The sequence below is a fragment of the Metabacillus halosaccharovorans genome, from assembly GCF_002019635.1.
In the GTDB taxonomy this organism is placed as follows: domain Bacteria; phylum Bacillota; class Bacilli; order Bacillales; family Bacillaceae; genus Metabacillus; species Metabacillus halosaccharovorans.
Genome location: NZ_KV917372.1, coordinates 263168 through 275989, shown reverse-complemented (window position 1 = coordinate 275989; position 12822 = coordinate 263168). Strand labels below are relative to the sequence as shown.

Sequence of the window (12822 nt, the reverse complement as noted above, 5' to 3'; positions counted from 1 at the left end):
GTATCCATACCCTAATTACCTCATTCAACCATTTCGAAGCCTAAGGAATACTTCCCATTCTCTTAACTTATGATCTTACTACTAATAAAAAAAATATACTTACTTAAAAATTAAGTATTGCAACGCTTACATTTGGACATTACAAAATATGTTGTTTTATAATATAGAACATTCAATTATATTATAAAACGATAGGTTCATATTATAATATTTTGTTTTATTTTTCAATAAGAATTTTCCAATTTTTAATGTGGAGTCTAAAACTACTACTTAACATGTTTTGACTCTAAACAGGTTAATTAAACTCCCCTATGCTTTTTGTTTTTAATTTGTCCAACAATTATCTCACCTGTAAAGTTTGATACAAAAGGTTTCTTATGTGAAAATAATGCGCAAATTTATATAGGTATATACAAGCGCATTAAAATAAAACATTATGTCAAGCAAAAAACAGCACAAACACAAATGTAAAAAGAAACCTCATCTCAATTTTTATAATACGCAAGTCCTCGATGGAAACTTGCGCATTATTGATTCAATTATTTAAACGAATTCCCTATTACCTAAGCCTTTTTAATTTGTTTACTTACCTCAGTCCAGCTGCTCGTTCAACTTGTACTTGATGTGATCGATCCAGCAATCCGTCTTTATGTCTAATACTATCTCCAAAATAAACGTCAAAGTGACCTGTTATCCCGTTACCAGCTATATATTCTCGCTCGTGAGGGTAAAACGTCATGCTCCCAGCAATTTTTCTTCCATTTACTTCAACGAGAATGGCTCTGGGAATCCATGAATAACCACCCCAAACAGATTTAGCTATTTTACTGTCATTTACAGTTAATGTTTCACAATCAGCGTGTCCAGAGCCGATGGTCCGCTTAATACTAAAACTCTTTCCTGTACTCAAATCCGTAACTTTGGCGATTTTACCGATTGGGAAAACATATTGAGCTTCAGAGAACCAATCAAGGTATTCACCATGTTTTGCACTTACCACTTCTTTAACACCTATTTTGTGAACTGGAATTTTTAATTTTTGGCCTATGCTGAGCCTACTGCTTGAAGTCAATTTATTGGCTTTTAAAAGCTCGGTTTGCGGGATTCCATAACGAACACTTAAATCCCATATATTATCTCCCGAAACCACTGTATGTGTCTTATACGTAACCGAGTTTCCACTGGTATTAGTCGGCCCGTTGATGCCATTTGGTATCTTTAATGCTTGACCTATTTGTAAAACATTGGATTTTAATCTATTTGCTGAACGGATAGCATCTACCGTGACTCCAAACCGTTTCGCAATAACTGAAAGGCTTTCACCTGAGCGAACTTTATAAGTAAAAGTAGATCGTGCTTGCTCAGTTATAGAGGGTATAGTTGGCTGTTTTTGCACAGGTTCTTGTTTGGCTGCAGTTCCAGTTGAAATCGTTAGTATTTGTCCAATTCTTAACAGATCTGTTGTTAAATTGTTCGTTCTACGTAACACATCCACAGTTGTGCCAAATCGTTTTGCGATTGTTGAAAGATTGTCACCTGAAACAACTGTGTACCTACTTGTTTCCGGTCCAGGAGTTTTATTGTCTGGTTTTGGTGTTGAGACTCCACTTTTAGGTATCGTGATTGTCTGTCCCACTCTCAATAAATCTGATGTTAATTGATTGGTACTACGCAAGGCTTCTACTGTTGTTCCGTACCGCTTTCCAATGTGGGAGAGTGTATCACCTGGAACCACCGTATACGTTGTTGGCTGGTTTTTGTTTGTCGCAACCGGTGGAGATTGTGAAGATACTGAATTACTACCTTGAGCATTCATAACAATAGGTATCGTCAAAATTTGACCGAGTCGAGTCGAATCTGATGTTAACCCATTTGCTGTTTTTATCGCATGAACAGTCGTTCCGTATTCCTTCGCTAGTACTGTTAAATAATCTCCAGTTTCTACAGTATGGAAGGCTTTAGGAATAATTAATTGTTGGTTTAATCGTAAGATATCAGATGTTAAATGATTCGCTCTTTTGATATGATCAATAGTCGTATTAAATTTTTTAGATAGATTCCAAAGAGTATCACCAGACAAAACTTGATAATAAACCGAACCATCTTGTGTAATAGTGGATTTTGTTCGTTCCTCTGCTTGGACTCTAGGTGAATTGTCACTAACTAAAGGCAAGGAAGTAACCGCAATTCCGCCAATAATTACTTTTACCATCTTTACTTTAAGATTTGGATAATTTACTTTTACAATCTGTTTAGCTATTGTTATAACATCTTTTCTTTCTCTTGGTATTGTTCCTAATTCATTAGAAAACTCAGATAAGTTATCTAAATAAAGGACAATTTTATACTCATCCTTTTGATTGTTCATTCTCTCGAGTTTAAATCTAGGATTATTATCCATATGAAATCAACCCCCTTTTTTGTAGTTTCTATCAAGAAATTAAAACAATGCTATTTTTCAATATAATTTTTATAAAAATGATGAATAAAAAACAGCAGGATCTATCTGCTGTTTTTAAAGGGACATTATGAGTCATTGCAAATTAAAGAAAACTTCTCCACCTAACATTTCTTCATACCGAAGTTGTGCTTTTTCTCCTGTTTTTACCAGCCCTGATATATAGCCTTCTTTTTCACTTCCTACGTACATTTCAAAGCTAAAGTCAGGATCAGTAGTACCAATGATATCACCACTATAAATATCTCCGTTTTCGCTTACCATTGTAAAATTCATGATTCCATCAATATGAAAGGCCAAGTCTTCTGTTTCAGATTCAACAAATTTTACTTTTGTTTTTGCTAACACCCACTCATATCCTTCTGGAGCAGCTTCGTTGTATTCATTCATAGAAATTAATTTTTTTATAGGCAGCGTCACCACGTTCTACTTCAACTACTGTTAAATCAAATTTAATTGGAAAAGCTTCACCTTCGTCATTGTATAACTCATCGTCAACTGTTGCTGTTTTTTTGAACGGCACCGGGTTGGATCTGGATCCTAATTTTGCTTCTGTTTCTTCCTTCTTCTCTGATGCTTCTGTATTTTCTGTCTCACCTTGTTCTGTCTCTTCTTCATTAACCGATATATCTTTAGTATCTTGTCCACAACCACCTAGGATAGAAATGATCAACACCAAGATGATGAAAAGATTATATGTTTGTTTGTTCAATTTGCATCCACCCTTTCCTTTTTATTCGGTACCCTCTTCTTCTAAATCATCCGGATAGACAATTTCATCAAATACTTCTTGACTAGCTTCGTCTTTTAAGGAAATGGTTACTTTGTAATCATCGGGATCTACACCATTATAAAGTTGATAGTACATGCCTGAAATACCTAAACCAAATGCAGCAAACCCGTCCATACTGTCTTCATAAGCACTTTTTTCTACCACTAGAGTAAACTCTGAAAAAGAATCGTTATGAGTAATATCTTTGATGGATACATAATCTTCACTGTTTTTTGTTTCCTCAATTGTTTCAAGAATGCCTGTTTTTAATTCTTCCATCATTTCTTTATGTTTCGCTTTCGACATTTTATAAGTAAGAGAACCGTCTTCATTTTTTGTTACTTCTTTGACGCCCTCTTTTTTTGCATCAGCTATAACCGTGTCAATATCTTCGCCCTCAAACATAGAAGCTGGTAATGTAACTTCCACATTTAAAAGGCCTTTCTTAACATCCACTGATTCATCTTCTGTTTGTTCTTCTTTTTGTTTCGCAGACTCTTTATCATTACTCGCATTATTTTCTTGATCATTATTTCCGCAAGCTACTAGTAACAAGGACAATAACATCATGAATAAGTAAATATATCTTTTCATTCAAAATCCTCCTAACATTCTTTTTTGAGGGTTTACCTTTACTATTCCACTCAGTTTCTTAGGTATTTCTAGCAATTTTATCTAAAAATATGGGTCAGAGGGACAGGTCCCTTGTCCCGCATGAACTGGAAGCCAAAAATAATTGAGGAATAAAAAAAGACTATTCAGTGCTTTAACACTAAACAGTCTAATCCATATAGTTTCACATTATTGTATTGCCGCACCTTCGTAATAATATGTATGATGACACAACCTGCATTACGTAACGCTTATTATCCCCTGTATCTGATAGCTAGCCCTTTTAAGAAGTTTCTGGCAAATTTATCTCCACACTCCATGTAATTCTTATGCCCTTCTTTACGTAATAAAGCGCCAAGTTCACCCTTTGTAACCCTTATTCCAGCACCTGCAAAAAGATCTATCATATCCTCTGTTGTTAATGACAATGCTATTTTGACTTTTTTCAACAGAAGATTATTCACATTTTCACGGTTAAATGGGGTTGGTGCAGGTGAATCAGGCTGTCCCGGTTTTGGCCCTCTTTTGAAAACAATAAGGCCATTTAAAAATGAATCTAACATAGTATTTGTACATAGTATTTGATTACTATTTTCATCATCTTCATCGGTCTTGGTGAGAATCTGAATAACCTCTGGTACAGATACCTCCTCTCCACCGAGTTTAAATATTTCTGCCATTTCTTTATTTTTTATTTCCAGCGCATATCTCAACCGAATTAATATATCGTTATTATCCATATAATGATCTCCTTATTTTTCCCTAAATTGAAATTTTGTTTCTGTGAATGAAAGCTGTCTCATTTTATCACATTTCCGAGAAATAAAAAATGCACCACATCACCCACTATTTTATCCTTTAATTAATAGAATCAAGAATAAAGTGAGGATTAGTGCATGATGAATTCTACTATATTGAAAATGAAAATCGCTTCCAATCATGTCATTACGCTGAATAAGAATTTCCTAATTTCTGATTCCCTCTTTCTCTTTCCATTCAACCACATACTCATCAAGCACATTTTTTAATTCCTGACCAATACGTGAATATGCTTCATCATTTAAATTAGCAAGTGACACACGAATAGACCATTCTGGGGCTAAAAATCCTTCACCGCTTAATAAGACAATGGCTGACTTTTCGGCAAGGCGATATAAGATATCGACCGGTTTATAATTGTCTTTCAGGTAATCAATAAATCCTTTTTCATAATGATGATGGCACCAGATTTCCAAATCAATCTCTGTGTAATAGTCTGCATCATTCGGTAAATGCTTCTTCGGTAATCCTAGTCCTTCATATAATAGATTCATTCTTCTGTGTAGGATATCTATTGTTTTTTGCTTGTATTCATTTTTTGTATCGAGCAAAGCAAAGATCGAGAATATCGCCATTTGCACTTGTTGTGGTGTAGATAGACCAGCTGTGTGGTTCATTGCTACGTCCCTGCTATCTGCTACCATTCGATTTATAAAGGTAAGGTTTTCCGGATTTTGGGTAAGGGAAGCGTATCTCTTATTTAAAACAACTTTCTCTTCTTCCGGTAGCTCATTAATCAATTTATCAAACACATTTTTCTTGTTAATCGCGATCGTACCTAATCGCCAACCTGTTACACCAAAATATTTGGAAAATGAATATACTCCGATCGTATTAAAAGGTAAATCTACCATTAGCGAACGAAACCCTTCAACAAACGTACCGTACACATCATCGGATATAATCATTAAATTAGGGTTATGTTGTTTTACTATTTGAATGATTTGTTCGATCGAGTCTTTTTTGATTGCAACAGACGGTGGATTGCTTGGATTTACTAAAAAGAGCGCTTTGATGTCCTGATCTTTTAACTTTTCTAATTCCTCATATGGATATTGCCATGTATGGTGTCCTTCTTCATCTATTTCAGTTGCGTTAATATTGACAAGTTCATAATCATTGTCCGGTAGCTCCGGAATTTCTATGTATGGCGGAAAAATCGGGACCATTACTGCTATTTTCGATCCTATAGGTAACAAGTGATTTTTATATAAAGTGTTAAACGTATAGCACATCGCTGCCGTTGCTCCTTCAACAGCAAATAAATCAAACGAACCACATGAAGTGTCACTACCGCACAGCTCTTGAGATATGAAATCATGTACAACTTTTTCGGTTCTAACAAGCATCCGGTCAGGATTAGGATAATTATCACCAATGATTCCATCTACCAACTCATATACCCATTCATCTGGTTCAAACTGTTTTGTATTGATTCCGTAATCAACGATATTTTTGAGCAATGTAATTCCCGGTACGTGATTATTTTCCTGTACATATTGATTGAAACGTTCAGCTATTCCAATTCGGCTTGGCATTCCGGCTAAATCGCCTTCATCCCATACTCTTCTGGATTCTGTCACAGCAAATTGACCAAGGGCAAAAAACGCTTCCCGGGGAGCTGCTGCAATCCAGTTTGGATTTCCACGACCAGCATCAAGCATTGTTCTCGTTATTCTCATTTTTCCTTTAGCTAAATCAATTAGCTTGTCCTTTAATTCGAATGGACTAATTTTCGCTGACACACGATGTTCATTCTTTTGTTCATCCATCAAAATCCTCCTAGTTATTTATTACGTTGAGTTGATAGTTTTTAATATCTTCAACCATTGAAATGTTTATGTGTAAATGAAATAAAAGTTGTGAGCTATTGACAAGGACCCCGTCCACGAGTATGTTTTCCTTTTTATTGGGAATTTTATAAGGTAACTATACATACTCAGTCATTTAAGTAAGGAGGTATTCTATTTGGTTCAAACGAATCCCATTAATGTATCCGAAATAGGATCAATCTGGCAGACCTATCAAGAAAAGACCTTGATTATGAGATTTTTGGAATACTTTATTGAAAAATCAGATGACCCACAAGCTAGGAATATTTTGGGAGGATTATGGCAGGAGCTAAATTTTTATGTAAACGAGATGGAAGAATTATTTTCTGAACAAGGAATGGTTAAACCAATTGGTTTTTCAAAAGAGGATGTTTTTTTAGATGCTCCCAAATTATACGACAATGGTTTTGATATAATGTTTGTCCGTGTATTAAAGGAAGTGAGTATGGGTCTTTACACTTTAGGTATGAATATGACCTACAATAAAAGAGTGATGGCGATTTATGAGGGCCTTACCACCGTTACTCAAAAGATTTATAAGTTATCAACTACTTATTTACTTGAAAGGGGCATTCTTGCGCTTCCTCCGAAAGTAACTATGCCGAAAAAGACGGAATTTATTAAAGATAAAAAATATAAAGAAGGCTTCAAGCTCTTTGGCGACAAGAGACCTTTAAATGACCTTGAAGTTGGTATCATTCATCACAATCTTGAAGTAAATAATATTGGAATGCATCTTATAACAGGTTTTGCTCAATGTGCACAAAACAAAGAAGTTAGAAAATACTTTTTAAAAGGAAAAGAACTTGCAAAAAAACAAGTGAGTATCATGGAAAAAATTCTTTTGGAGAGTGATGTTCAACTTTCTGCAGTCTCTGGAGCAACAGTCACTACCTCCACTGTCCCTCCTTTTTCTGATAAGCTTATGATGCATTGTATCTACATCCTTAATGGATTTGGCCTTGTAGGTGCCGGAACAGGTGCTTTTTTCAGTATGAGAAATGACATTGTGATGAAAACCATGTTTATCGCAAAAGATGTTTATACTTATGCCCAAGAAGGAATTGAAATTAAATTCAGACACGGATGGTTTGAAGAACCTCCACAAATGGAAAACCGAAACAGAATTATTAAAGGAAGTGAATAAGAGGGACGAGGGGACAGGTTTGAACTGAACCCAAAAAGTTAGACATAAGTTATCAAGCGACTTTTTGAGTATGAGTTCGGTAATCAACCGGACTCATACCATCTAATTTCTCCTTAATCCTCTTGTGATTGTAATAATAAATATATTTCTCTAATTCTAGTTTGAAATGCTCCATACTTTCAAAATCTTTTAAATAAAGTAATTCACTCTTTAATAAACCAAAAAAGTTTTCTATAGCTGCGTTATCTAAACAATTCCCTTTTCGAGACATACTTTGTATAATCCCTTGTTTTTTTAATACATGTCGATACTTTTTCATTTGATAATGCCATCCTTGGTCTGAATGTAGGATAGGTGTATCTCCGTCTTTTAATTGCTCAGAAGCTTTTTCTAACATCTTAGATACTAAGGAATAAACAGGGCGCTTTTCAATGTTATAAGCGATAATTTCACCGTTGTACAGGTCCAGAATAGGAGATAAATATAGCTTTTCCCCATGTAAATGAAATTCTGTCACATCAGTTACCCACTTCTCATTGGGTTTAGTTGCCTTAAAATTACGTTTTAAAATATTAGGTGCAATTTTACCTACTTCTCCCCGATATGAGCGGTATTTTTTCACGCGAACTAAACACTTTAATTCCATCTCATTCATTAAGCGACGGACCGTTTTATGATTTACGGTAATTTTCTTATTTCGTAATGCCAACGTAATACGACGATAGCCGTACCGTCCTTCATGTTCTCCAAAAATCTTTTGGATTTCTTTTTTCACTTCACTATATTTATCTGGTCGATCTATTTGCTTTATCCAATAATAATATGTACTACGTGGTATATCAGCGATTTTTATTAACTCAATAATTTTATATTTTTGCCTTAACTCATAGATCACTTGCGCTTTGTCTTTATCTATAAGTTTTTCTTTTCCTGAATTAAGGCTTGTAACTTTTTTAAATATTCATTTTCCATCTTAAGCTGTTCTATTTCAGCACGTAGTGCTTCTTCTGATCCTTCTACTGGTTTTTTCTTAGATTTTTTACTCATAGACATTGAACGCTCCTTTTTCTTTGGTTGAAGAGCGTCAATTCCGTGTGTTTCAAATAAATCCTTCCAGCGTTGCACCGCAGAAGAGGAAGAAACATTAAATACTGCCGTAGCTTCTTCGATGGACGCTCCCATCTCTCTCATATAGGTAAGTACGTTCATTTTAAACTCAACAGAGTAATTTGTATAGGATTCTTGTAAGCCAGCTGCGCCATGAATTTGATATCTCACTATCCACCTATGTAACATAGATTTACTAATCTTATATTTCTTAGCTATTTTTCTTATGGATTCCGCACTTTCCAGGTAGGTATTTATAGCTTGTAGTTTAATTTCTAAGCGATATTTCTTCATGAAAAAAGCACCTCCAATTGTTAAGTGTGTCTAACAATTGGGGTGCACCTCAGTTTGTTGTCCCAAATTGGGACAACAAACCTGTCCCTCTGTCCCTTTCCCTCTGTCCCTTACATGCTCCTGCTTAAAAACACTAATCGGTCTATTTCAGAAAATCCGTGTTTTTTGTAAAAGTCTTCAGCCGGTATCCCTCTGTCAGTTAATAGTGAGATCATGCTTACCCCATCTTTTTCTAATTCTTTTATTAAGTCATTCATCATCTTTGATCCAATGCCTGAATTTTGTTTGTCTGCCACTACACACATTTCATTGATGAAAAATTCGTCTCCACTCCACCAATGTTTTAGAGTTCCGAAAAGAAATCCTATCATTTCTTCCTCATCATAAGCGACAATCCCTTTAAAGCCGGGTGTATGTGTGAAGTCTGCTAAATAATTGTTAGCCGTTTCCTTTGTCCATTTATCATTCCATGGTTCCTGATTAAAGACTTCCATAAATGTGTTCGTACATGCCAGGAGGTCCTTTTCTTCAAATAATGTTATTTTCATTTATACATCAACTCATTTCTAATTGTAGTCGGGTTTATATTTTCAAAACTGTATTTTCACGATATGATGCGTAAGACCATGAATGAACAACATCATTTCTATCTACTTGTTTTGGATCAAAGGTGAGTTCCACATTAATTCCTTTCGTTTTAAGGTAATCATGATTGTAAATAGTGTTTGCATAACGGTCACCGCGATCCGGAAATATAGCAGCTATTTTCGTGTTTGGTTCGACAAAGCGGCTTACCCACCGTGCAACAGCATAAACAGAACCGGAAGAATTGCCTGCAAATATTTTTTCGTGTCTTGCGAGCACATGTGTAGCAGCGTATGCCTCTTGATCATTTAGCCAGTGTACCTCATCAATTAAAGTATGATCAACATTTCTGGCAACTAATGAGTTCCCAATACCGCCCTGCAGGCGGTCTGGCCTATCTGGTTGTCCAAAAATAACACTTCCCGTTGCATCAACAGCGATTACTTTACAATTTGGATTGTATTTTTTTAATTCCCTAGCTGTCCCGGAGATGGATCCTCCAGTTCCGACTGCAACGATCAAGATATCTACTTGTCCAAGATCATCAATCAACTCTTGGGCTAAACCGGTATATGATTCAGGGTTAGAGGGATTTTCATATTGTCTTAACCAATATCCATCCGGGTGTTGCTCCAACAATCTATGTAATAATTCCAAGCGGCCTCCTTGCCAACCTTGAGCTCCCATTTTATCCACCACATGCACATGACAACCTAGAGAGTGTAATTTTGCTAGAGTGATGGAATCTAATCTTGGATCTGTGACAATATGGACAGGGTGGCCAAGTGAAGTACCGACTAGTGCGATTCCGCATGCCAATGTGCCTGATGAACTTTCAAAGATAGGTTGGCCATCCTGTAATTCACCGGATTCCTTTGCTGCAAGAATTGCGTTCTTTGCCACTCGATCCTTCATACCAAATGGGTTCTGTAGTTCTAATTTTGCGTAAACTTCCCCAATCGACTGTTTATCAAGACGAAGTTTTACTAAAGGAGTATTACCAATGGTTTCAATAATGTTTTGATACAAGATCCTCACACCCTCAGTCATATTTTTCTTACTTTTTCTACCCAGAAGCTAGGCAATCGAAATTCCACTCTTGTTTTTTATTTCCTTTTAAGGTCAACAATTTGCTGTTTCTGTTCTCTTAAAATAGCTTTTTGTTGGTCAATCAATTGCTTGATTTCAAGTGGATTTGTTGAGCCTTTAGTCTTTTTTCTTGAAAGACTTTCCGTGATGCTAAAGATTTCTATTAACTGATCTTCTGTGAGTGACGATTTATACCCATACTTTTCGCATAATTCATTTAAAAATGAAAGCTCTACTTCATTTGGCTTACGATTTTGTGCATTCATGGCTACTATATATTTTCCTGATATAATTTGGGATTGACGATATGGAATGGAACATTGCAAAGTTAATAAATTTGCTAGAGAAAAACCTCCAAAAAAATCATTTGCACACATTTCATACATATGTTCTTTATTGAACTTCATCGCTTTGATCACTGCCGTATAAAGCTTTAACACACTTTTCATACAAGTAATCATCGGGTAAAAATTGCTTCCCCCTTCTTTAGCTGTCTCTACAAGATTTGTAAAAGGTGTATTACGCTGGGCATTTAGCATGTCATAATAATAGGAATTGATATGTACGCTACGCCCGCGGATTCGTTCAAGAATCGGATAATTCTTTTTTTGCGGCATAGCTGATGATATCCCTGACATTTCATCAGGCAAAACAAAGAATTTATATTCACTGCTGCCCCAAGTAATGAGGTCTGTGATAAATCGACTTATTACAGTTGCTAAATTCGAACATTCTGCAGCAATTTGAAGCATCCATTCCTTTGAAGCTACAGATACTAATGCATGTGATGAATCTTGAAAGCCTAGTTTAGTTGCCATTTCTGCTCGATTCCATTCAAGCTCCATGCCTGACATTGCTCCAGACCCTAATGGACATTTATTAATTTCATCATAGAGTTTTATCATTCTATTCAAGGACTTATGCAGGACTTCACTAACAGCTGTAAAGTAAAAACCAACTGTAATAATTTGGGCTGATTGATAGTGGGTATAGCCTGGCATAGGAACAGACAAATTGTCGTTGGATAGTGCCAACACTTCTTCAATAAGTTCTGTTATTTCTTCCATGATAGTCACTAAATTTTCACGAGCAAACATGATCTGTGCAGTTGCTTGTACATCATTCCTGCTGCGGTCAACATGCCAATTAGGGACAGGATGTTCCATTCTTGATTCTACATACTGTTCGATAGCAAAGCAGATGTCAGACATATTACTTTTTGGATCTGCCGTGATATTTTCTTTTGTTATTTGATTTAGCAGATTGACGATTTCAACCATCGATTCTTTACTTATCAGGCCCAATCGTTCATATTCAATTGTCATGACTTCTTCGATCTGAATATAATAAGGTAATAAATGCTTCAGTTCATAATCAAATTGGGGTTTTAATATCTCTTCATGCAATAGCATGCTTGGAGAAGCCGAAATTCTTCCTGATAGTGTCTCATCATGTAACAAATTATCTACTTTCATCCCATTCTCCCTCCATTCATTTCATTTGTGTCATGTCTTTATTTTTCATTTTTTGTGAATGACTTGGCTTCTGATGAACTGTACCGAATAGACGGTCCCATAAGGTAATAAAAAAACCGTAATTAGCACGATAAACCTCATGATGTCTGACATGATACTGCCCAATTGCAAAGTAACGCGTAATCCTTCCTTTAATATTCGGGTTATGATCGACAACATTTCCAGCCAAAAATACCTCGTAAATATAATGAAAGACGAGTAAAATCACACCGGGTACAGGGTCTATTATTGCAATGATGACAACTGGAAGTGTCAACGTGATCCAAACATCCAGTGAAGCGCGCCATGATCCGAACCAGAAGAAAAAATTTGGCCATTCAGGGAGAAATGAATCATCATACTTTACCCTGTGATGAACAAGATGGATTTTTAGCAATGGATTTTTCTTACTAGGGATGTGGGCAATTCTGTGTATCAAATATGAATATAAACTCCAGATTAAAAAATAAATTACCAGTTTTACTAGTAAAATCATGAGAGATTTATCCCCGCTCTCTAAAGAAGATTAAAAAATGGAAGAAAGATAAAGACCTACTTTAGAAAGCTAGTATTCTAAATCCAGTGCTATCTCT

Annotated in this window: 12 protein-coding genes; 1 reads left to right on the top strand and 11 read right to left on the bottom strand. The window is 35.7% G+C overall.

Going from position 1 to position 12822, the window contains the following annotated elements; all coding sequences use genetic code 11:
- Positions 1–586: 586 nt before the first annotated feature.
- The 6 genes from BK577_RS15655 to aspD all read right to left on the bottom strand — a co-directional run bounded on the left by BK577_RS15655 (position 587) and on the right by aspD (position 6433).
- Positions 587–2401, bottom strand: coding sequence for a LysM peptidoglycan-binding domain-containing protein (locus BK577_RS15655; RefSeq protein WP_078433814.1), 1815 nt, complete (start codon positions 2399–2401; stop codon positions 587–589).
- Positions 2402–2533: 132 nt separating this feature from the next.
- Positions 2534–2878, bottom strand: a complete 345-nt coding sequence (locus BK577_RS15650) for a hypothetical protein (RefSeq protein WP_139367360.1) — start codon at positions 2876–2878, stop codon at positions 2534–2536.
- Positions 2841–3170 (bottom strand): hypothetical protein, encoded by a 330-nt coding sequence (locus BK577_RS15645; RefSeq protein ID WP_078433812.1) that lies wholly within the window; start codon positions 3168–3170, stop codon positions 2841–2843. Before BK577_RS15645 ends, BK577_RS15650 begins: the two co-directional genes overlap by 38 nt.
- 21 nt (positions 3171–3191) lie before the next feature.
- Entirely contained in the window at positions 3192–3824 is a 633-nt protein-coding gene (locus BK577_RS15640; RefSeq protein ID WP_078433811.1) for a hypothetical protein, read from the bottom strand.
- Between the two features lie 272 nt (positions 3825–4096).
- Positions 4097–4582, bottom strand: coding sequence for a YehS family protein (locus BK577_RS15635; RefSeq protein WP_078433810.1), 486 nt, complete (start codon positions 4580–4582; stop codon positions 4097–4099).
- Positions 4583–4807: 225 nt separating this feature from the next.
- Positions 4808–6433: an aspartate 4-decarboxylase gene (gene aspD, locus BK577_RS15630; RefSeq protein WP_078433809.1), complete on the bottom strand. Its 1626-nt coding sequence runs from the start codon at positions 6431–6433 to the stop codon at positions 4808–4810.
- Between the two features lie 196 nt (positions 6434–6629).
- On the opposite strand from aspD, the gene BK577_RS15625 reads away from it, so the two are divergent.
- Positions 6630–7640, top strand: a complete 1011-nt coding sequence (locus tag BK577_RS15625) for a DUF3231 family protein (RefSeq protein ID WP_078433808.1) — start codon at positions 6630–6632, stop codon at positions 7638–7640.
- Between the two features lie 52 nt (positions 7641–7692).
- Here the strand turns inward: BK577_RS15625 and BK577_RS15620 are convergent.
- The 5 genes from BK577_RS15620 to BK577_RS15600 form a co-directional block, all read right to left on the bottom strand.
- Positions 7693–9041, bottom strand: a protein-coding gene (locus tag BK577_RS15620) for an IS3 family transposase (RefSeq protein WP_139367359.1) whose coding sequence is annotated in 2 segments (ribosomal slippage) — positions 7693–8582 and positions 8582–9041 — 1350 coding nt in all. Because the reading frame shifts where the segments join, the coding sequence is not laid out codon by codon here.
- Between the two features lie 110 nt (positions 9042–9151).
- Positions 9152–9589 (bottom strand): GNAT family N-acetyltransferase, encoded by a 438-nt coding sequence (locus BK577_RS15615; RefSeq protein ID WP_078433807.1) that lies wholly within the window; start codon positions 9587–9589, stop codon positions 9152–9154.
- 34 nt (positions 9590–9623) lie between these two features.
- The gene (locus BK577_RS15610; RefSeq protein WP_078435276.1) at positions 9624–10658 is read right to left on the bottom strand and encodes a cysteine synthase family protein; all 1035 of its coding nucleotides are present in this window, start codon (positions 10656–10658) and stop codon (positions 9624–9626) included.
- 74 nt (positions 10659–10732) lie between these two features.
- A complete protein-coding gene (locus BK577_RS15605; RefSeq protein ID WP_078433806.1) occupies positions 10733–12190 on the bottom strand; it encodes an argininosuccinate lyase in 1458 nt (485 codons plus the stop codon).
- 16 nt (positions 12191–12206) lie between these two features.
- On the bottom strand, positions 12207–12725 hold the full coding sequence (locus tag BK577_RS15600) for a sterol desaturase family protein (protein ID WP_078433805.1): 519 nt from the start codon (positions 12723–12725) through the stop codon (positions 12207–12209).
- Between the last annotated feature and the right edge of the window lie 97 nt (positions 12726–12822).